The organism is Chryseobacterium gilvum, assembly GCF_025628965.1.
GTDB lineage: Bacteria > Bacteroidota > Bacteroidia > Flavobacteriales > Weeksellaceae > Chryseobacterium > Chryseobacterium gilvum.
Genome location: NZ_JAOTEN010000001.1, coordinates 109,607 through 130,312 on the forward strand (window position 1 = coordinate 109,607; position 20,706 = coordinate 130,312).

17 protein-coding genes are annotated in these 20,706 nt (G+C 37.4%); 9 read left to right on the plus strand and 8 right to left on the minus strand.

Going from position 1 to position 20,706, the window contains the following annotated elements:
* Nucleotides 1–82 precede the first annotated feature (82 nt).
* The 7 genes from N0B16_RS00565 to N0B16_RS00595 all read left to right on the plus strand — a co-directional run bounded on the left by N0B16_RS00565 (nucleotide 83) and on the right by N0B16_RS00595 (nucleotide 8,109).
* On the plus strand, nucleotides 83–1,123 hold the full coding sequence (locus N0B16_RS00565) for an NAD(P)H-dependent glycerol-3-phosphate dehydrogenase (protein ID WP_262988778.1): 1,041 nt from the start codon (nucleotides 83–85) through the stop codon (nucleotides 1,121–1,123).
* A 221-nt stretch (nucleotides 1,124–1,344) separates the two neighbouring features.
* Nucleotides 1,345–2,850, plus strand: a complete 1,506-nt coding sequence (mqo, locus tag N0B16_RS00570) for a malate dehydrogenase (quinone) (RefSeq protein WP_262988779.1) — start codon at nucleotides 1,345–1,347, stop codon at nucleotides 2,848–2,850.
* Nucleotides 2,851–2,910: 60 nt separating this feature from the next.
* A complete protein-coding gene (locus N0B16_RS00575; protein ID WP_262988780.1) occupies nucleotides 2,911–3,309 on the plus strand; it encodes a hypothetical protein in 399 nt (132 codons plus the stop codon).
* Nucleotides 3,309–3,935 carry a DUF1684 domain-containing protein gene (locus N0B16_RS00580; protein ID WP_262988781.1) on the plus strand — a complete coding sequence of 209 codons (627 nt, stop codon included), beginning with the start codon at nucleotides 3,309–3,311 and terminating at the stop codon, nucleotides 3,933–3,935. Before N0B16_RS00575 ends, N0B16_RS00580 begins: the two co-directional genes overlap by 1 nt.
* A 3-nt stretch (nucleotides 3,936–3,938) precedes the next feature.
* A complete protein-coding gene (locus tag N0B16_RS00585) occupies nucleotides 3,939–4,421 on the plus strand; it encodes a GNAT family N-acetyltransferase (RefSeq protein WP_262988782.1) in 483 nt (160 codons plus the stop codon).
* 71 nt (nucleotides 4,422–4,492) lie between these two features.
* Nucleotides 4,493–5,302: a glucose 1-dehydrogenase gene (locus N0B16_RS00590; RefSeq protein ID WP_262988783.1), complete on the plus strand. Its 810-nt coding sequence runs from the start codon at nucleotides 4,493–4,495 to the stop codon at nucleotides 5,300–5,302.
* 146 nt (nucleotides 5,303–5,448) lie between these two features.
* The gene (locus tag N0B16_RS00595) at nucleotides 5,449–8,109 is read left to right on the plus strand and encodes an MGH1-like glycoside hydrolase domain-containing protein (RefSeq protein ID WP_262988784.1); all 2,661 of its coding nucleotides are present in this window, start codon (nucleotides 5,449–5,451) and stop codon (nucleotides 8,107–8,109) included.
* A gap of 1 nt (nucleotide 8,110) precedes the next feature.
* Here the strand turns inward: N0B16_RS00595 and recO are convergent, their stop codons facing one another.
* From recO to N0B16_RS00615, 4 genes are read right to left on the minus strand one after another with little or no spacing between them, the layout of a single operon-like run.
* A complete protein-coding gene (gene recO / locus N0B16_RS00600) occupies nucleotides 8,111–8,797 on the minus strand; it encodes a DNA repair protein RecO (protein WP_262988785.1) in 687 nt (228 codons plus the stop codon).
* Entirely contained in the window at nucleotides 8,797–11,067 is a 2,271-nt protein-coding gene (gene porZ / locus N0B16_RS00605; RefSeq protein ID WP_262988786.1) for a type IX secretion system anionic LPS delivery protein PorZ, read from the minus strand. The genes recO and porZ overlap by 1 nt, the downstream gene beginning before the upstream one ends.
* Nucleotide 11,068: 1 nt before the next feature.
* Nucleotides 11,069–12,019 (minus strand): bifunctional metallophosphatase/5'-nucleotidase, encoded by a 951-nt coding sequence (locus N0B16_RS00610; RefSeq protein ID WP_262989948.1) that lies wholly within the window; start codon nucleotides 12,017–12,019, stop codon nucleotides 11,069–11,071.
* Nucleotides 12,019–12,774 (minus strand): 5'-nucleotidase C-terminal domain-containing protein, encoded by a 756-nt coding sequence (locus N0B16_RS00615; RefSeq protein ID WP_262989950.1) that lies wholly within the window; start codon nucleotides 12,772–12,774, stop codon nucleotides 12,019–12,021. The genes N0B16_RS00610 and N0B16_RS00615 overlap by 1 nt, the downstream gene beginning before the upstream one ends.
* A 106-nt stretch (nucleotides 12,775–12,880) precedes the next feature.
* Here N0B16_RS00615 and dapA point away from each other — a divergent pair, with 106 nt between their 5' ends.
* Together dapA and N0B16_RS00625 are read left to right on the plus strand one after the other, a co-directional pair.
* The gene (gene dapA / locus N0B16_RS00620; protein ID WP_262988787.1) at nucleotides 12,881–13,753 is read left to right on the plus strand and encodes a 4-hydroxy-tetrahydrodipicolinate synthase; all 873 of its coding nucleotides are present in this window, start codon (nucleotides 12,881–12,883) and stop codon (nucleotides 13,751–13,753) included.
* A 279-nt stretch (nucleotides 13,754–14,032) separates the two neighbouring features.
* Nucleotides 14,033–14,530 (plus strand): GNAT family N-acetyltransferase, encoded by a 498-nt coding sequence (locus tag N0B16_RS00625; RefSeq protein WP_262988788.1) that lies wholly within the window; start codon nucleotides 14,033–14,035, stop codon nucleotides 14,528–14,530.
* Nucleotides 14,531–14,599: 69 nt separating this feature from the next.
* Here N0B16_RS00625 and recG read toward each other — a convergent pair whose 3' ends face one another.
* The 4 genes from recG to N0B16_RS00645 form a co-directional block, all read right to left on the minus strand.
* Entirely contained in the window at nucleotides 14,600–16,684 is a 2,085-nt protein-coding gene (recG, locus tag N0B16_RS00630; RefSeq protein WP_262988789.1) for an ATP-dependent DNA helicase RecG, read from the minus strand.
* A 70-nt stretch (nucleotides 16,685–16,754) separates the two neighbouring features.
* Complete coding sequence (locus N0B16_RS00635) at nucleotides 16,755–17,288, minus strand: thioredoxin family protein (RefSeq protein WP_262988790.1); 534 nt, start codon at nucleotides 17,286–17,288, stop codon at nucleotides 16,755–16,757.
* 34 nt (nucleotides 17,289–17,322) lie between these two features.
* Entirely contained in the window at nucleotides 17,323–18,834 is a 1,512-nt protein-coding gene (locus tag N0B16_RS00640; RefSeq protein WP_262988791.1) for a peptide MFS transporter, read from the minus strand.
* Between the two features lie 144 nt (nucleotides 18,835–18,978).
* Nucleotides 18,979–20,697, minus strand: a complete 1,719-nt coding sequence (locus tag N0B16_RS00645; RefSeq protein ID WP_262988792.1) for a peptide MFS transporter — start codon at nucleotides 20,695–20,697, stop codon at nucleotides 18,979–18,981.
* Between the last annotated feature and the right edge of the window lie 9 nt (nucleotides 20,698–20,706).

Here is a 20,706-nt window from a genome sequence, read left to right on the forward strand (position 1 = left end):
ATTTTTTATAAAACAAATTTATTGGAAGTATACTTTTCGGATCATTCTTTGTTTTAATATATTTGCACTTTACATTTTAATTATGGCGAAAAAGAAATCAGTTTCAGAATCTGCAGACTCAAAAAAGAATAAGAATGATATTTCTGTCGGGGTTGTAGGCAGCGGAAGTTTTGCGACTGCTATTGTAAAAATGCTTGTTGAAAATTGTAAAACCGTACATTGGTGTGTACGAAGTGAATTTGTGAAAGGGGCCATTGAGCTTCGTGGCCATAACCCGACATATCTTACCGCAGTTAATTTTAATCTTAAACACTTAAAGCTTACCACCGATATCAACGAGCTCGTTTCTGCCTGTGACGTCGTAGTTTTGGCAACACCATCAATTTATCTTTCAGACACGATGGAAAAAATGAATTGTGAGTATAAAGATAAAATTTTCGTTTCTGCGATTAAAGGGATTATTCCCAAAGTAAATGATGTCGTTGCCCATTATCTCAAAGAAGAATTTCAGATTGGTTTCAGAAATCAGGCGGTAATTGCAGGCCCTTGTCACGCAGAAGAGGTTGCGATGGAACGTCTTTCCTATCTTACGGTTGCCACTGTGGAAGATGAAACTTCAGACAAACTGGTTGGGATTTTCAATTCAGATTTTATTAAAGTCAATTCAAGTAAAGATATCCTAGGAAACGAGTACAGCGCTATTCTTAAAAATATTTTTGCCATCGGAGCCGGTATTGCGAGCGGATTAGGATATGGGGATAACTTTACCGCAGTCTTCGTTTCCAATGCGATCCGCGAGATGGAAACTTTTTTAGAAGCAATTTACGAAGCGCCGCGTGATGTAAATGAGAGTGCTTATTTAGGAGATTTGCTCGTTACAGCGTACTCTTTATTTTCAAGAAACCGGAATCTTGGAAACCTTATCGGAAAAGGATATACCGTAAAATCAGCCATCCAGTCGATGAATATGATCGCGGAAGGATATTATGCAGCAGATTCTATTTATAAAACATCTAAGCAGAAAAATCTTAAGTTACCTATCATAGACACGATTTACGGAATTCTATACGAAGGTAAAAACGCAGAAAAACAGTTTAAGAAGCTCACTGCAAAATTAAATTAATCAATATCATAAAACATAAACATCAGCACAACGGCTGGTGTTTTTTTATGCTCATCATCCGCTGAAAATAGGATATACATGATTGATGATTCCAGATTTAAAATTAATTCCGTCTTAAAATGCAATCGGCAAAAATCTTCGGATTTTTATAAGCGTTAAAAATCATTAAATACGGCATGTAATCTAAAACTTTTCACGAAATTCGTAATAAAATTTACTTCATGCCCAATTCATTGATACGAAGAACTCCAAAGCCAAAATACGATATGGTTCTGATCGGAGGCGGAATTATGAGCGCGACTTTAGCGACGTTGCTTCACGAGTTTGATCCTACTTTAGAAATTGCCATTTTTGAAAGACTGGGAAGGTTTGCCAAAGAAAGTACTGCGGCATGGAACAATGCTGGAACAGGTCACTCGGCTTTTTGTGAATTAAATTACACTCCGGAAAATGCAGACGGAACGATAGAAATATCAAAAGCAGAAAAAATTGCAGAGCAGTTTGAGATTTCAAAGCAGTTCTGGTCTTATCTTATTGAAAAGCAATATATCCAGAATCCGCAGGAGTTTATTAATTCCTGTCCGCACATGAGTCTGGTTTTTGGCGAAAAAGATGCAGAATACCTCAGGAAACGGTTCGAAACAATGAAAAAATCTGCATTGTTTTCTGAAATGGAATTTTCAACAGATCATCATCAGCTCAGAGAATGGATTCCTCTGGTGATGAGCAAAAGAAATGAATCTGAAGTTTTGGCCGCGACCAGGATGGATCTCGGAACAGATGTCAACTTCGGGACTTTAACAAGAAAAATGGGAAGACACTTGCTGGAAGATTCGCATGTTGAGGTTTTCTTGTACCACGAGGTCAAAGACATTGATCCCAGAGAAGACGGAAAATGGGAAATGAAGGTAAAAGACAGAATTCACAGCCATAAGCAGGAAGTAGTAGCAGATTTTGTGTTCATCGGCGCGGGAGGCTATGCTTTGCCGCTGCTCGAAAGCTCTGAAATTAAAGAAAGTCAAGGGTATGGTGGTTTCCCGGTTTCAGGAGAATGGCTGGTAACCCATAATCAGGAACTGGTAGAAAAACATCAGGCAAAAGTCTATACACAAGCCACAGTAGATGCGCCGCCAATGTCGGTTCCGCATTTGGATCTGAGAATTATTGATGGCAAAAAAGCATTGCTTTTCGGTCCTTTTGCAGGTTTCTCTACCAAGTTTTTAAAAGAAGGCAGCTATCTTGATCTGCCGGAAAGTGTCAATACCAAAAATATAAAATCCCTATTCGGAGCTTGGTGGCACAATATTCCGCTTACCAAATATCTCATTCAGCAGGTTGCCATGACCAAAGCTCAGAGAATACAGCATTTAAGAGAATTTGTAAAAGATGCCAAAGAAGAAGACTGGGAACTGAAAATTGCAGGACAAAGAGTTCAGGTTATTAAAAAAGATGAAGCACAGGGCGGCAAACTGGAATTTGGAACTGAAGTCGTCGTCAATAAACAGGGAACCATCGCGTCATTATTAGGAGCTTCACCGGGAGCTTCTACAGCAGTATTTGCAATGCTGAATGTAATCGAAAAATGTTTCCCCGACAAACTAAATGGCGAGTGGAAAGATAAGCTGTTAGAAATGATCCCATCATACGGACAAAAACTATCTGAACATCCCGAACTTACAGAAAAAGTAAGAGCCTACAGCAAAGAAAAATTAGGATTAAAATATTAAATACGGAAATAAGCAAAAGCTATCATAAAACGTAGCCTTCTGCTTACAACCATTGTTATTATGACAGAAACCATTGTAAAACCGATCATTACCCAGGAGCTTTTAGAATCTCTTCAGACCAAAATTGAAGAAGAGAAACAAGTGATTGTCCACTGTTGTTTTCCGGCGTCACCACTGTTGGGAAATCTAATCAGAATATGGAATTCGACGGTTCTGATTGATAAAAATTCGAGTCACCAAAGCAAACTGATCCACGCTGAAAATATCTCCGTATTTCCCAACTGGACAGTAATTCCGTTTATGAAAGACTATTGGTTTACGCTGGTATTTTCCGGGTTGCCGAAAGATTGCAAAAGCTTTGATTTTAAAGAGGTGATTCCTGAAGAAGGTGGGTTTTTTGTAAAATCAATAAAAAGAAATACTTCAGATATTTACAGAATTAAAATCTCAGAAGAATAATGAAAAAGTATATCTTATTTTTACTTTTCTTATTTCCTGTGTTGCTATTTTCTCAGGGAAATCAACAGCAGTCTAAAGAAATTCAAGACATTATAACATTTCAGAGAAATTTAAATAAAGAATATTCAGACCCAAAAGAAACACCTTTACGAGGGGATAATTTTGCGGCATTTAAACAGCATCCTTTTTTTCCGATTGATTTAAAATACAGAGTTACCGCAGAATTTACTAAAACTGAAAACCCAAAGCCTTTTGATCTTCCAACTTCTTCAGGCAAAACAAAATCCTATCAGGAATTTGGCAAAGCAACTTTTACTTTAAAGGGTAAATCTTATACTTTAAACATCTACCAAAGTTTAGATTTAATGAAAACGGAAGAGTATAAAGATTACCTTTTCCTCCCTTTTCGTGACGAAACTAATAATAAAGAGACGTACGGCGGAGGAAAATATATGGATCTGAAAATTCCTAAAGGACATACAATCATTCTGGATTTTAATACCTCTTATCAGCCTTATTGCGCGTACAATGCATATGATTACAATTGCCCGATTGTACCTGATGAGAATAAATTACCGGTTGAAATCCGTGCCGGAGTGATGTACGAAAATATTTATCATCATTAAAATATGATTAATTTAAAATTTTATAAGCCCGATCATTTGCCTGAGCTTGATTATGCTTTAGACGATATCCAATCCCAGTTTACCGCAACGGCAAAACAGGCATTGGAAAAAATTGAAGAAAGAAATCTGAACGACGATTTTTTTGCCTATCCTATTACCATTTTTTACAACGAAAAAGCTGCTGGTTTTTTTGTCCTTGATTTTGGAGATGATAAACTGGATCTTACTGAAAACAAAAATGCAGTTTTACTCCGTTCATTATCTGTAAACCCAGATTTTCAGGGAAAAGGAATCGGGAAACAGGCCATGATTGAAGTCGATCTTTTTATCAGGGAACATTTTTCAGAATGTGACGAAATTGTTCTGGCGGTGAACGAAAAAAATACCGTAGCCTTTCAGATCTATTCTAATACAGGATATCAGTATGAAGGGAAGATGAGGGATGGAAGAAGCGGCCCCCAGTTTTTGATGACTAAAAAACTTTAATGGAATTTTAAGGCTCGGAATTTTTGTTTGGCGTGATCCTTTCAGCACATTCAATATAAAAAAATTAAATCATGGAAGTTTCCTTAAAAAATCAGGTGGCCATTGTTACAGGCGCATCAAGCGGCATCGGAACTGGTATTGCAAAATCTCTTGCAGAAGCGGGAGCTGCGGTGATTGTCAACCATTCATCAGAAAGATCAGCCGATGAAGCCAAAGCCGTTTTAACAGAAATTACCGAAGCCGGCGGAAAAGGAATAGTCTACCAATGCAATGTTTCCAAAGAAGAGGAAGTCGTCAGAATGTTCAAAGATGTCATTCAGGAATTCGGAACGGTAGATATCCTTGTTAATAATGCAGGAATTCAAAAAGACGCAAAATTTACAGAAATGACCCTTGATGACTGGAACGCGGTGATAGCAGTCAATTTAACCGGCCAGTTTCTCTGCGCAAGAGAAGCCATCAAAGAATTTCTTCGCCGCGGGATCGATCCTTCACGTTCCGTAGCGTGTGGAAAGATCATTCATATCAGTTCCGTCCACGAAATAATTCCCTGGGCAGGTCATGCCAATTATGCTGCCAGTAAAGGGGCGATCAGAATGCTGATGCAAACTTTGGCTCAGGAATACGGAGCCGATAAAATACGCGTCAATTCCATTTGTCCGGGCGCAATTCAGACCCCGATCAATAAAGACGCTTGGAGCACTCCCGATGCATTAAATTCACTTTTGCAGCTTATTCCTTACAACAGAATCGGGCAGCCGAAAGACATCGGAAACTTAGCGGCATTTTTAGCCAGCGATCTTGCCGATTACATTTCCGGAGCAAGCATTTTCGTCGATGGAGGAATGACCACTTTTGAGAGTTTTTCTACAGGCGGATAAATTTTGGCGCACATTTCCGGCTTTCACTACTCGCTTTTTTGTGCCACCGCATTTCAGAAGCTTACAAAAAGAGCTCAGACAGGCCGTTCAATCCGGGGCGCGACTAAGTGACAGCATTCAGTCATAAGTATTAAATTTAAAGGTAAATGAATTCCGAAAAAGAAAGATTATCAGACATTTCATGGAAGAAATGGGGACCGTATGTCAGCAACAGAGAGTGGGGTTTGGTGCGCGAAGATTACAGTGCAGACGGAGACGCATGGAACTATACCAATCATGATACCGCTGAAGCCAAAACGTACCGATGGGGTGAAGAAGGTATTTGCGGAATCTGTGATGATATGCAGAAGCTCGTTTTTTCCATAGGATTCTGGAACAAAAAAGATAAGATGGTGAAAGAGCGGTTCTTCGGATTGTCAAACGGCGAAGGTAATCACGGGGAAGATGTTAAGGAATATTTCTACTACCTCGATTCTACACCTACACATTCTTACATGAAGATGCTGTACAAATATCCTCAAAATCCTTTTCCGTACGAAGATTTACTTAAAACCAATGCAGAAAGAAGCAAAGAAGAACCGGAATATGAGCTCATCGATACCGGGATTTTCGATCATAATGAATACTTCGATATCTTTATAGAATATGCAAAAGAAAGCCAAAATGATATTTTGGTAAAGCTTACCATCGTAAACAAGTCTGAAAAAGAGGCTTCGCTTATTATTCTTCCTACCATTTGGTTCAGAAATACCTGGAATTGGGGATATGATAATTATCAACCACAATTAAGCTCGGAAGAACTAACGCATATCACAATAGACCATAAAGAGATTGAAGTAAAAAATATCTACGCGAAACATTCACAAAAAACTTTATTCTGTGATAATGAATCGAATAATGAAAAACTTTATCAGTCACCCAATACTTCAAAATACTGTAAAGACGGGATTAATAATTTCATTATCAACCAGGATTCATCTTCTGTGAACCCACAAGGTTTCGGAACCAAAGCTTCATTTTTTATCGATGAAATCTTTGCCGCAAAAGAGAGCCGAAATTTCGAATTCAGGCTTTCAGATAAAAATTTGGAATCTCCTTTTAAAGATTTTGATCAGATATTCCAGGTAAGGCAAAAAGATGCAGAAGATTTTTATGCGGAAATTCAGGAAGGGATAGAATCTAAGGACGAAAAATTAGTACAAAGGCAGGCTTTCGCAGGCATGCTCTGGAACAAAATGTTTTATCATTATAATGTAGAAAAATGGCTTAAAGGAGATCCTGCAGGATGTAAGCCGGCAAAATCCCGCGAGAAAATAAGAAACTACGATTGGCAGCAGCTCAATAATGAGCATATCATCTCAATGCCCGATAAATGGGAATATCCTTGGTACGCGACGTGGGATTTGGCCTTTCATACGATCAGCTTTTCGCTTATCGATCCGGGTTTTGCAAAACATCAGCTAAAACTATTTTTATTTGAATGGTATATGCATCCCAACGGACAGCTTCCTGCCTATGAATGGAATTTTAGTGATGTGAATCCTCCTGTTCATGCATGGGCGGTTTTCAGGGTTTTTAAAATTGATGAATACCTGAATAAAAAACCGGATGTAGAATTTCTTGAAAGCGCTTTTCAGAAGCTGCTCATGAATTTTACCTGGTGGGTGAATAAAAAAGACAGCAACGGAAACAATATTTTTGAAGGCGGATTTTTAGGACTCGATAATATCGGGATTTTTGACCGGAATACAATACTTCCGGATGGTGAACAGCTGGAACAGTCAGACGGAACCAGCTGGATGGCAATGTTTGCCCTCAATATGATGAGAATTGCTTTAGAATTGGCACAATACAACAGGATTTATGAAGAAATGGCCACCAAGTTTTTTGAACATTTCCTCTACATCGCGCATGCCCTAGATAATATGGGGGAAGAGCAGCTCAGTTTATGGGATGAGCAAGACGAGTTCTTTTATGATGCCATCTCATCCGGCAACGGAGACAATATGTTTTTAAAACTCAGAACCATTGTGGGATTAATCCCGATGTTTGCCGTTGAAGTAATTGATGATGAAATGATCGAAAAACTGCCCAATTTTAAAAACAGAATGAAATGGATACTCGAAAATAAACCTGAACTGGCTGCTCTGGTTTCTCATTGGGAAGTAAAAGGGGAAGATTCTAAACACCTGCTTTCACTGCTTCGCGGCCACCGTCTGAAAAGATTGCTGCACAGAATGCTGAATCCGGATGAATTTTTAAGTGAATACGGCGTTCGCGCTTTATCCAAAGAATATGAAAAAAAACCCTATCAATTGCATTTCAACAATGTAGATTATCAGGTAAAATATACTCCCGCAGAAAGTGACAGCGGAATTTTCGGAGGCAACAGCAACTGGCGCGGCCCGGTTTGGTTTCCGATTAATTTTTTAATTATTGAAAGCCTGCAGCGGTTTTTCTTTTATTACAGCCCTGATTTTATCGTGGAATATCCTACAGGAAGCGGAAATTTTTCCAACCTTGATGAGATTGCAGATTCATTAGGGAAAAGACTTTCAGCATTATTTTTGAAAGATAAAAACGGAAATCGCCCTTTCAACGGGCAATATCCGAGATTTCAGACTGACCCGGATTTTAAAGATTATATTCTGTTTTACGAATACTTCCACGGTGATAACGGGCGTGGAGTGGGGGCTTCCCACCAAACCGGATGGACAGGTCTTATCGCAAAGATTCTTCAGCCGAGGTTTACCAAAAAAGAAATTGCAGAATCTGAAACTGAAGTTTCAAAGAATGCAGATTTATAAACTATTCAAAAATCTGCTGAATAATTTCCAAGGAAGCAGGAGTCTTAAAATCTGAAATATGGTAATGATAATATACCAGAATACTGTCCAGAAAGTTTCTCCTTTTTTCCTGCGTGATTTTTATCTGATAAGGTTGAGGTGATGATATCACGGTTTTCCAGAGTGCAGAATATTCTTCATCAAAAAAATGATGGGTCATCATCCCGGTGAAAGTCCCGGTTTCAGGATCCAGATACTTTCCTTCTCCCAAAAGCGGTGCAACCCCCTGGATTTTTAAAATTTTAATCAAAAAAATAAGATGTGACTGATAGTTGTGATCATCAAGTTCATCCATAAATTCTTCAATGCTGGTAAAAATTTTGGGGTTTTTATTCTCATTCCTTAAAATCTGGTTCAGAAAATCGGCTATAAAAAAAACAACCGTATTGGCCTTAATATCGGTGTAGAGATCACGGATTTTAAGCATTTCAAATCTGGATACGGAAGGCATCCCACTGCTTTTCCCGAAATGAACGGCAAAAGCCAACTGGTTTAAAGGCAATAGAAAAGCTTTCTTCTTATTCTTCTTGGCATAAATACCTTTTAAAAAATAAGACTGAAAGCCATCTTCTTCTGTAAAACAATGCAGAACCGCATCATTTTCTCCGTATTTTAAAAATGAAAGTAAAAATCCGTTTTGGGAATTCATTAATTCACCACGGCTATTTTGGCAGTCGCTTTATCACTTCCGTCTTCATTGGTCATCAAGACAAAATAAATTCCCGATGCCACTCTTTTCCCTTTTTGATTATTGAGGTCCCATTCGTAATATCCTGTTCTTGCAATTGCAGAATGCACAATATTTCCTGCGGCATCTGTAATTCTGATATTTGTTTTTTCAGCGAGCCCTTTAATGGTTACGTTTCCTTTAAATTGAGCATACACTACAGGATTTGGGTATACCAGTACATTTCCAAAATTAGAGTTTACATCAGCAACATCACTTTGATAGGTCACAATTCCGTCATAGGTTACAAAATAAACTTTTCCGGTTTTTTTATCTACTTCAATATCGGTAATGCTATTGTTAGGAAGAGGTGAGTTTTCTTTGGTAAAATGCTTAATCGTTTGTTCGCCGTTTGCCGATAGATAGTACACTCCGCCGCCGTCGATAGAAACCCACTTCTGATTTCCGCCGTCTACTTCAATCTGAAGAATCTGTGAATCTCTGAAAAGTTCTTCCGGAAGACCATTCTGCTCAATAACGATTGATTCCAGCTGAGGATTGCTTTTAATTTCTGCTGCTGCACTGGGAAGTATTCTCAGCCCGCTGTCGGTTCCTATCCAAGCATCTCCTGATTTGTCAATCGCGACAGAAAGTGTACCTCCGGAATTTCCGGGAAGATTGTTTGAGTTGCTTAATAAAATCTGCGTATCATCAGAAAGAGTAGGGGTTTTTTTATAGTCATAGACTAAAAAATTATTTGATCTTGGAAGCGGTATCCAGAATAAATCCTGGTTAAAAAGAGGCTGTTGCACCGCGCTGCTTGTGATTCCGAAATCTTTTACCAAAAACTGATCAGTCGCTTTATCATAAGAGGCAAATGCCCCAGTTGTACCGGTATCACCTGAAAATGCTAATGTTGCAAATAAATTATTCTGATCATCATAGGTAAAACCTACCGGTCTTCGTAAAAATTCGTTAGCAGCATTCAGATCATAGCGTTTAACAAAATCAATATTTTTGCTTCCCGCATTATATTTCATTTTATAAATCCCGTGTCCCGCTGCATTGTTGTAATTGGTAAAATAAAATTCGTTGGGATTTACAGGATCTGCAATGGCATCAAGAACATTAAAAGTAGTCGTACTTCCTACGAAATAGGTAGAATAGATCCATTCTAAACCGTTAAAATAGTAGAATCCCGGATTTTTCGGGTTAGAAAGATTAGTATTAAATCCGCCTTCCCGGCCTCCTGATGAAACTAACAGCTGATTGTCATTAAACAGCCTGATTTTATAAGAGTAATTAAAATAAGGCCCGTCTGGTTTGAAGGCAATATTATCTTCATTCTTTATTCCGGATAATATGGTACCGCAATATATTTTTGATCCAGCTTTTATTGCTGTATTGCATGATTCTCCTACCGTTATGCTTCCGCTGAAAGTTCCGCTGATATTATACGTGTATATTCTGCTGTTATCGGTGATAATCAAATCACTACCGTTAATGACCACATCACTCACATTGCCAAATGTCTGTGATAAAGGTGTCGACACCCCATTGTTGTAAAGATAAGTTGTTGTGGATGAAGAAAAAGCGAGTACAGATTCAGAATCTATATCGGTAAAAGTACCGGGAAGTTCTGTAGTCCATGTAGAAAATACGGGAAATGTGGTATTCAAAACATGGCTTTTTAGTCCTGTATTGGTCACTGAAAAGACTTTATTATTAACGATGGTAGCTTCATTGCTCGCCTGATAAATTCCTCCGGATACAAAAAACGCAGAATCACCGAATTCTTTCTTTTTCAAATCAAATATAGAAACCCCATATCCTACAGAAACTACTGCTTTTTCTCCTGTGATGGAAACGTGATTGATCTTCTTACTGGCATTATATCCAGTTGCAATAGGGATATCTACGATATAGGTAATTCCTTCGGGAGTGATCACATCCAGAGATCCATTCTGATATCCTACAAGTGCTGTTTTGGTTTGAGGATTATAATCAAATGCGGAGATTTTTACTTCATGCAAACCATTTGCTTTTGAAAGCTTTGTAATCTCACCTGTCGAAATGGTATAATAGAAAATTCCGTTTTCTGTTGCGGCTATAATTCTTCCGTTATCTTCTTTCATCGCAAGAACATTATTGTAGGAAAAAAGATCTGCCCATTTTTTTGACGAAATAGTCTGCGCATTTGCCCATTGCAGGGAAGCCAGGAAACCGAGAGAAATGATAAAGAATTTTTTCATATTATACTGTTATGCTGCTGTCAATTACCTGGTTATTCCAGGAAATATGTTTTACATTTTTATTTGAATCAAAGAAGAAATCTAATCTTCCTAAAAGCAAGCCTGCCCAACCCACTTGGTTGACCAGAACGTTTTTGCCCTGTCTGTTTATAAAATTTTGAGGTTCAGGCAAAAAAGTGTGGGTGTGGCCCCCTAAAATCAAGTCGATATTTTCTGTTTTGGCGGCTAAAATTTTATCGCTTACTTTTTCCGGATCTTCTTTGTAATCGTATCCGATATGAGAAAGACAGATCACAAGATCACATTTTTTTTCAGTTTTCAGAAAGTTGGAGTAGTGTTGTGCAACCTCAATCGGATCAGAATATACCGTTTCCTGGTATTGTTTTTTTCCTACCAAACCATCAAGCTTAATACCGACTCCGAAAATCCCTACTTTAATTCCGTTTTTGATGAATATTTTATAAGGGGACGTTTTTCCGTCCAGAACGGTATTTTTAAAATCATAATTTGAGCAGATAAAAGGAAATTTTGCATTGGGTAACGCGTTGAGAAAACCCTGCAGCCCATTATCAAAATCATGGTTTCCCATTGTGGACGCATCGTACTTCATCATCGACATCAGCTTGAATTCTACTTCGCCTCCGAAAAAATTAAAATAAGGCGTCCCCTGAAATATATCTCCTGAATCAAGAAGCAAAACATTATTTTCTTCACTTCTGATCTTCTGTATTAAGCTTGCTCTTCTTGCAAAACCACCCTGATTCGGGTTTTTGGTGTAGCTTTCGTCAAAAGGTTCTATTCTGCTGTGCTGGTCATTCGTATGAAGAATTGTCAGTTTACGGTCAGATTTTATATCAAGAATTTGTAAATCTTCCGCCATCATCAGATTCGGAGCTAAAGTCATTGCTAAAGTTCCGCCGGTTATTGTTTTTAAAAAGCTTTTTCTGTTCATCATTTCTTCCCGATAAATTGTAAACGGACTTCATTATTAGGTTGTACTTCAGGATTTTTTTTGAAATATTCTATAAAAAGATCTCTCATTTTTATTCCTGTCGCGATATATTCACCTTTTGAGAAAAAACGCATATTATCACCGCCTAAAGCTAAATAATCTGAAGTTGCAATATAATAATCCTGCTCCGGATTTACCGCTTTTCCATTGATCAGACCCTTAGAAATATTTCCGTTTTCTGTTTCTATATATAAATGAGAGACAGGGTTATTGACTTGATTTTTAGCATAATAATCAAAAAGCCCCTGTAAATCTGATCCTTTCATTTTGATAATGACGATCTCGTTCTCAAACGGCATGACTTCAAATATGCTTTTCAGAAGAATGTCTCCTTTCCCGATCGTAGTACGGATCCCACCGATGTTGATTAGAGCGGCGTCAACATTTTTTTTAAGATTGATTTTTGCCCATTCATTGGCTCCGTCAAAAGTGTAATCTGCCAAAAGATTTCCCAGATTGCTGTTGTCACCCTGTTTTGTAAGGTCTGTATTGGTATGAGAGATTTTTTGATTCATCTCCTGGTCCAGTTTCTGCTTATAGGGCTCGATTACTTTTACAAATTCTTCATCACTTTTCAGTTCCTTATTAATAGAAATATTTTGCTGGGTCTGCACTTTTGCAACCTGTAACGATGTCGTTTTACAGGCAGTAAGTGTAATCAGGGCAATTCCTATGATTAAGAATTTATTTCGCATCATATCTTTAGTATATGCAAATATAATTATATGTATAATAAAACATTATTAAATATGATAAATTCTTAGTCTAAATTATTAAATTTGGAAAAAATAATTCGAACAGATGAGCATTTTAAAGGGAGTAGGTGTAGCTTTGGTAACGCCATTTAATGAAGATTTATCGATAGACTTTGAAGGTCTTACAAAACTTATTGAATACAATATTGAAAACGGGACCCGATACTTAGTGGTTTTAGGGACTACGGCAGAAGCTGCCACACTTTCATCCGACGAAAAAAAACAGGTCGTTGAGCACATCATTAAAATTAATAATAAACGTCTTCCTTTGGTTTTAGGAATTGGCGGGAACCATACGCTTGAAGTGAAAAAACAGATCGAAGAAACAGATCTTTCAGATTTTGAAGCAGTTTTATCGGTATCTCCGTATTACAATAAACCGAATCAGGAAGGGCTTTACCAGCACTATAAAGCATTGGCTTCTACCGGAAAAAACATTATTATTTACAATGTTCCTTCCAGAACAGGGCAGAATGTGGAGGCAGAAACTACGTTGCGTCTCGCAAAAGAATTCCCGAATTTGTTTTTAATTAAAGAAGCTTCGTCCAATATCCTGCAGTATTTTGATATCCTGAGAAAAAAACCGGAAGGATTTTCTTTGGTTTCAGGAGATGATGAATTTACACTTCCTGTTACTTTAGCAGGTGGAGATGGGGTAATTTCTGTGATCGGGCAAGGATATCCTAAAGAATTTTCCACGATGGTGCAGTTGGCTTTTGACGGAAAAGTAAAAGAAGCGTATGAAATTCATAATAAACTGGTCGAAATTACAAGATTGATTTTTGCGGAAGGAAACCCTTGCGGAATAAAAGTGGTTTTAGCAGAAAAAGGACTGATTAAAAATTATCTCAGGCTTCCTTTAGTCCCTGCTTCAGAAGGGCTTTACGAAAAAATAAAAACCGAAATGGCGAGAATATAAGTACAATTGTCAATTTTGCTTTGCAAGTAAAGATGATTTTAAATTGATAAATAATAATATAAAAGTGAAAGGCATTATGCTTTTCACTTTTTTAAAACTAAAAAATTAACTGCATTTTATTTAAAACATAAGTTATATGAAGTGATTGATTCGATTGTGCAGAAGAACCCATTGGTATTTGAAAATTTGATTTTTCTATGTGTTCTGAATACTTTTAAATTATTTAAACTAAAAACTTATATGTTCTAAGGTGTTCAAATTTCCGATATTTAATATAATATGAGATTCATCAAAGCAACAGAAAAAGATATTCCCTTAATTCAAGACTTGGCAAAAAGATCCTGGGAAAAAGCCTATGCAGAAATACTTTCACAAGAACAGATGAAGTATATGCTTGAAACCATGTATTCTCATACTGAAATTGCAGAACATTTAAAAAATCCTCATTATCATTATTATCTTGTTTTTGATGAGATTTTAAATATTTTTGACGGATTTATCGGCTATGAACATCATTATAAAGAAAAAACCACGAAACTTCATCGGATTTATCTGGTTCCGGAAAGCAAAGGCAAGGGTTTAGGTAAAAAAACGTTGGAATTTCTGAATGAAAAAGTAAAAGAAAGCGGTGATCAAAGAATTATTTTAAATGTCAATAAATACAATTCAGCAAGAAGCTTTTACGAATCACAGGGATATAAGATCTATGATGAAGGCGTTTTTGATATCGGAAACGGATATGTAATGGATGATTATTTAATGAAAATAATTCTATAGAATTAATGGGAACGGGCTTTAGCCCGTTTAAAAACTTATAAAATTCCATGGGCTTTAGCCAAATTTAATCTATGAAATCTTACTCCATTTATTTTTCCCTTTATAAAATTGAAGGTAGTAATTTTTAATAATCTGATGATCCGGTCTTGAGAGCAAAGGATCGGCCTCCAGAATTTTTTCAACAATCTTTTTGGTATTCTTAATAATAACAGCATCGTTTACCAGATCCAGCTTTTTAAAGTCGACTACACCACTTTGCTGCGTTCCCAGAATATCTCCCGGTCCGCGAAGCTGCATATCAACTTCGGAAATTTTAAAGCCGTCATTGGTTTCCGTCATGGTTTTTATCCTGGTTCTGCTTTCTGTGGACAGTTTATCAGAAGTCATCAGAATACAGTAGCTCTGTTCGGCTCCTCTTCCGACACGGCCGCGCAACTGATGAAGCTGTGACAATCCGAATCTTTCCGCACTTTCAATGACCATTACCGAGGCATTGGGAACATTAACGCCCACTTCAATAACGGTCGTTGCAACCATAATTTCTGCTTTTCCGGAAGCAAAATAATTCATGGCCGTATCTTTTTCATCCGGTTTCATTCTTCCGTGAAGCATGGCAACATTATACTCTGAAAAAGACTGCATCACATACTCTAAACCTTCCATTAGATTTTTGTAATCCAGCGTTTCAGATTCTTCAATCAGCGGATAGACAAAATAAATCTGTCGCCCTTTTCTGATCTCGTCACGGCAGAAATTATAGACAAAAGTCCGGTCTTTTTCTCTTCTGTGCGCAGTGATGATGGGCTTTCTTCCGACCGGCATTTCATCGATCACGGAAACATCCAGGTCAGAATAAAAGCTCATCGCCAAAGTTCTGGGAATCGGCGTTGCGGTCATTACTAAAATATGAGGCGGAATTTTATTTTTTGCCCAAAGTTTGGCTCTTTGAGCCACTCCAAACCGATGCTGTTCATCAATAATGGCTAATCCCAGGTTTTTAAATCTTACTTTATCTTCTAAAACGGCATGAGTTCCTACCAGAATCGCAAGCTCACCGTTTTCAAGCTCTTCATGGATGATTTTTCTCGCCGAAGCTTTTACGGAACCGGTCAGTAAACTAACTTTAATAGAAGTTTCTTTCAATAAATCCTTGATCCCGTTGTAATGTTGCTGTGCAAGAATCTCTGTGGGAGCCATGATACAGCTCTGGAAACCATTGTCTAAGGCAATCAGCATCGTTAATAATGCGACCATCGTTTTTCCGGAACCTACGTCTCCCTGCAAAAGGCGATTCATCTGAATCGGTTTTTTCATATCGAGCCTGATTTCCTTTAAAACTCTTTTTTGCGCATTGGTCAGTTCAAAAGGAAGATGTTTTTCATAAAAATCGGTAAAATAATCTCCTACTATCGGAAATGGATTTCCCTGTGATTTTGTCTTATGATGTGCTTTTTTTAAGCCAAAACCCAACTGGAAAAAGAATGATTCTTCAAATTTTAATCTCTGATTGGCTTTAGTAAGAAATTCATTATTTTCCGGAAAATGAATGTTTAAATAAGTATCCTGTCTGGATAAAAATTTCATTGATTGTATCAGATAATCCGGCAGGTTTTCGTGAATGAGAGTCGGTATTTCTTTGCAGATGTTCCTTAAGATAACCTGAAAAAATTTTTGGTTCAAACCTCTTTTGGTCAGTTTCTCTGAACCGGGATAGATCGGTTTTAAACGATTGTCTTTTTCCCTATTTTCGTCAATCTCAATTTCCGGGTGAGGCATGGAAAACTGGTTGTTGAAGACATTGATTTTCCCGAAAATAAACACTTCCCGGTTGACCGGAAGCTGCTCTTTGAGCCATTTTGAATACTGAAACCAGACCAGATCCATACTTCCTGTATCATCATTGAATTTGGCGGTAAGTCTTTTTATTTTTCCGTTGTGGATTTCCTGAACCTGGGTAATTTTGCCTCTTAGCTGAATTTCGATATTGCTCTCCTGAAGGTTTCCTATTTTGTATATCTTATTTTTATCAATATACCGGATCGGGTAGAAGTGCAGAAGATCTTCCACAGTAGAAATCCCCAACACATTTTTAATGAGTTTGGCTCTTTCAGGACCGATTCCTTTGACGTATTCTATGGAAGTTTCTAAAGTCAATCAATAAGAAAGGCACGAATTTCGGGAAAATTTGGAAATAAAAAAAGCTTTCAAATCTGAAAGCTTGTGATTACTCTTTTATATTCGATTTGAATTTTTTCTGGTATTCTTCCCATTCTTCACGGGTTTTGATTTTTTTATACAAATCATTGGAAATTAACGAGAGATAAGGTTCCAGTTCTTTTGCGGATAATTCTCCCTGCAGAATGGTAATGGGACCACCGCTTTCATCTAAAAATACGGTGCTTGGAACTGCTCCCACATTCATAAACTGGGTGAATTCGTGGAGTGAATTTCTTCCTTTTTTCTTTGAAGTGTTATCGTTTGAGAAGGTTCTTCCGAATATTTCAACCTGTTTTTGCTCTTCCGCATTAAATTTTACGGGATAATAGTTCTGATTCAGGAAATCAGCAATTATCGGATGCCCGTACGTTTTTTTATCCATTATTTTGCACGGGCCGCACCAGTCTGCATAAAAATCAATCAGTATTTTTTTAGGATTTTCTTTTTGAGCTTTTAATGCTTCTTCGATGGTCATCCATTTTACCTGTGCAAAGCTTACGCTTATCCATAATAAAAATAAGATGCTGATTATTTTTTTCATATGTTGATTTTAAATAAGAGGATCGTAGAATATTTTATTTTACTTCCTGCATTAACTTTTTTACAAAAGGAGAGATCAAAATCAGGACCACTCCTGCAATTACCGCATACAGCCCCAATTGTTTGTATCCTTCTGTATAGGTTATCAATGCATCATAATTGGATGCGTTTTCTTTCGCAGAGACTAAGCCTGCTCCTATAATTCCGGCAACATACTGTCCGTAAGCAGACGCCAGAAACCACATTCCCATCATCATTCCCTGCAGGTTTTTGGTAGACAGCTTGGTCATGATCGATAAGCCGATCGGGGAGAGGCAAAGTTCTCCTAAAGTGATCACTAATAAAGCAATCGTAAAGAAGTTTAATGACGTAATACCCTGAATATTAGCGAAAAGTCTGGTGGCAAAAAGAACATAATATCCTAATCCTAGAAAAATAAATCCTAATCCGAATTTAATAATTGTATTGGGTTCTATTTTTCTTTTGCTGAGCCAAATCCACAATAATCCGATAAGGGGAGCCAGGAAAATAATAAAAAATGCGCCTCCGGAATTGTTGATACCATTCGGATCTAACCCCAAAAGGTCTTTATTTAAATTTTTAGCCGCAAAAATACTTAGTGAACCGCCGCTTTGCTCATAAATTCCCCAAAATAGAATAGAAAACAGAATAAAAACCAATGCTGCCCAGAGTTTTTTACGTTCGGCAGAGGTTACTTTAGACATTTCATAAAATAGATAGATCAATGTTAAAGGTCCTACAGTCCACATAAAATAATCGGTATATTCCGGAACTGAGACCATTTTCATAATAATCGGAATGAAAATTAAGGATAAAACATACACTCCATATTCTTTCCATTTCGGCATGGGAGCAGATTTTACTTCCTGTAACGGATGTCCTGGCTGAAGCCCTATCGTTCCTAAGCTTCTTTGGGTAAATATAAAATTAACTAAACTGATAACCATAACGACTGCGGCTAAACCAAAAGCAACGTTCCATCTCATACTTTCTGAAATAACGCTTCTTAAAAGTTCTCCTTTACCAATGGCGATACATAAATATCCTCCCAATAAAGCTCCGAGATTGATACCGGCATAAAAAAGAGAAAACCCCGCATCTGCTCTGGAATCGTTTGGCTTGTACAGCTGACCAACCATGGAAGAGATGTTAGGTTTGAAAAATCCGGTTCCCACCACAGTAAATGCAATTCCAAGGAAAAAAAATTTGTGAGGATCTGCAGCTAAAATCAAACTTCCGACAATCATCAATAATCCACCCCAGAAAAGTGATTTTCTAAATCCTAAAATTTTATCTGCAAAAAGCCCGCCTATAAAAGTAAACGCATATACAAATGCCTGTGTTGCACCATATTGCAGGTTGGCTTCTTTTTCATGGAAATTCAGCTGTGAAATCATAAAGAAAACCAGCATTCCGCGCATTCCGTAAAAGCAGAAGCGCTCCCACATTTCGGAAAAGAAGAGGCTCCAGATCTGTTTTGGGTATTTTCCTTTAAAGTTTTGTATTTCGGCGAGCGTTAAATTCATAGGTACATCATTAATTTTTAAAAGTATGTTGAAATTTTACTTTGTAATCCATGTATAACGTGGAATGTAAAATAAACATCTTACGAAAATAGAAAAAACCTCCGACAAATCAGAGGTTTAAAATATTATTTTTAGAATGGCTATTTATCCTACACCATTCATCATTTTCTTTAATCGTGGTGCCAAAAGAGCTAAAATGATGGCTGCAATACCACACAGTACCACAAATACCATAAAGAACTCAAATAAGTTATGAATTTCTACACCAGCAAATGTTGTATTGGCAACCGGCAACTGCTCTTTTTCAAATAAGGCAACCTGCTGTGGAGTCAATGTTACTTTTTTATCTAAGACATCCTGAAGATTAATGCCTAATTTTTCTGCTTTAACAAATTTATCTCCTGTCGCAGGAATAATCGCCCCTAAAGAACCCGCTAAAGCGTATCCTGCAGCATTAGAAATAAAGAATACACCGTACAGTAAAGAGGCAAATCTTTTAGGAGCCAGTTTACCTACTAATGATAATCCGATAGGGGATAAGCAAAGCTCACCCATGGTCTGGATAAGATACAGCAACATTAACCATTTGATCGCTAGTAATCCTGTGTTTCCCAGATCTTTTACATTATATGCAATGATAAAGTATGACAAAGCGATTAACGCAAGACCTATCGCCTGTTTCATTGGTGAAACCGGCTCTTTTCCTTTTGCTCTCAATTTATCCCAAAGCAAACTGAAAGGCAAAGCTAAAGCGACCACAAAAAGACCGTTAAAAATCTGCACCATGGATGGAGGCATATTCCAGCCTAAGATATTTCTGTCAGTCTGATTATCAGCAATAAAAGTTAATGATGAACCCGCCTGTTCAAATGCAGCCCAAAAGAAAATAATGAAGAATGACACAATATAGATCACCCAGATTCTCTGTCTCTCCACTTTATTTTCAGCAGAACTCATAATTAAAAATGCCAGTGAAATTCCTGCAGCATAGATAAAAGGGTAAATCAAGCCTTTAATCAATTGTCCCATTCCTACGGAGTTGAATCCGAATTCTCCTACTAAAATATATCTGAATACAAAGAAAAGCGCAACAAATAATCCTACTGCGATTCCCATATTTTTTCCTGAAAATTTTGCTGTCTGAGTTTCACCTTCTTCAAAATCTTCACTTGTATTATGTTTTGGTAAGCCACCAATGGGTCTTCCTTCCGGGGTAACTACATATTTATTTTTAAGAATAAAGAATGTTACAGTCCCTACAAGCATGGCAATAGATGCAGCCAAGAATCCCCATTTGAAAGCAAAAATATCTCTAACTCCTGCGTCAGTTTTAACATCTCCCAGATACGGGCAAATAAACTGGCCTAAAAATGCACCGATATTGATCCCCATATAAAAAATGGTAAACGCAGAATCCAGCTTTGATTTTTCCTGTTTTGGATATAAACTTCCCACCATGGAAGAAATGTTTGGTTTGAAGAAACCGTTTCCGAAGATGATAATAAATAATGCGAGCCACATCAATGTTTTTGCACCTCCCAAATTGGAAGAAAATGTAGAAGCACTGAAAAACAACAGCAATTGTCCGATCGCCATCAAGGTACCGCCTACTAAAATTGCATTCCGGTTTCCGATGTATTTATCTGCAATAAAACCTCCTAAAAGCGGTGTTAAATAACACAATGCTAAAAATCCCCCGTAAATAATTGCTGCATCAGCTTCTTTGATAAGAAGTGAATTTACCATAAATAAGGTAAGCAATGCTCTCATTCCGTAGAAGTTGAAACGCTCCCACATTTCTGTTCCGAATAGAACCCATAATCCTTTAGGGTGTTTAGTCTTTGGCTGAACCGCTGTATCCATATATTGATT

Coding starts and splice junctions, on each gene's coding strand:
- N0B16_RS00565 (WP_262988778.1), top strand. CDS start 83: ATGGCGAAAAAGAAATCAGTTTCAGAATCTGCAGACTCAAAAAAGAAT.
- mqo (WP_262988779.1), top strand. CDS start 1,345: ATGCCCAATTCATTGATACGAAGAACTCCAAAGCCAAAATACGATATG.
- N0B16_RS00575 (WP_262988780.1), top strand. CDS start 2,911: ATGACAGAAACCATTGTAAAACCGATCATTACCCAGGAGCTTTTAGAA.
- N0B16_RS00580 (WP_262988781.1), top strand. CDS start 3,309: ATGAAAAAGTATATCTTATTTTTACTTTTCTTATTTCCTGTGTTGCTA.
- N0B16_RS00585 (WP_262988782.1), top strand. CDS start 3,939: ATGATTAATTTAAAATTTTATAAGCCCGATCATTTGCCTGAGCTTGAT.
- N0B16_RS00590 (WP_262988783.1), top strand. CDS start 4,493: ATGGAAGTTTCCTTAAAAAATCAGGTGGCCATTGTTACAGGCGCATCA.
- N0B16_RS00595 (WP_262988784.1), top strand. CDS start 5,449: ATGAATTCCGAAAAAGAAAGATTATCAGACATTTCATGGAAGAAATGG.
- recO (WP_262988785.1), bottom strand. CDS start 8,797: ATGAATTCCCAAAACGGATTTTTACTTTCATTTTTAAAATACGGAGAA.
- porZ (WP_262988786.1), bottom strand. CDS start 11,067: ATGAAAAAATTCTTTATCATTTCTCTCGGTTTCCTGGCTTCCCTGCAA.
- N0B16_RS00610 (WP_262989948.1), bottom strand. CDS start 12,019: ATGAACAGAAAAAGCTTTTTAAAAACAATAACCGGCGGAACTTTAGCA.
- N0B16_RS00615 (WP_262989950.1), bottom strand. CDS start 12,774: ATGCGAAATAAATTCTTAATCATAGGAATTGCCCTGATTACACTTACT.
- dapA (WP_262988787.1), top strand. CDS start 12,881: ATGAGCATTTTAAAGGGAGTAGGTGTAGCTTTGGTAACGCCATTTAAT.
- N0B16_RS00625 (WP_262988788.1), top strand. CDS start 14,033: ATGAGATTCATCAAAGCAACAGAAAAAGATATTCCCTTAATTCAAGAC.
- N0B16_RS00635 (WP_262988790.1), bottom strand. CDS start 17,288: ATGAAAAAAATAATCAGCATCTTATTTTTATTATGGATAAGCGTAAGC.
- N0B16_RS00640 (WP_262988791.1), bottom strand. CDS start 18,834: ATGAATTTAACGCTCGCCGAAATACAAAACTTTAAAGGAAAATACCCA.
- N0B16_RS00645 (WP_262988792.1), bottom strand. CDS start 20,697: ATGGATACAGCGGTTCAGCCAAAGACTAAACACCCTAAAGGATTATGG.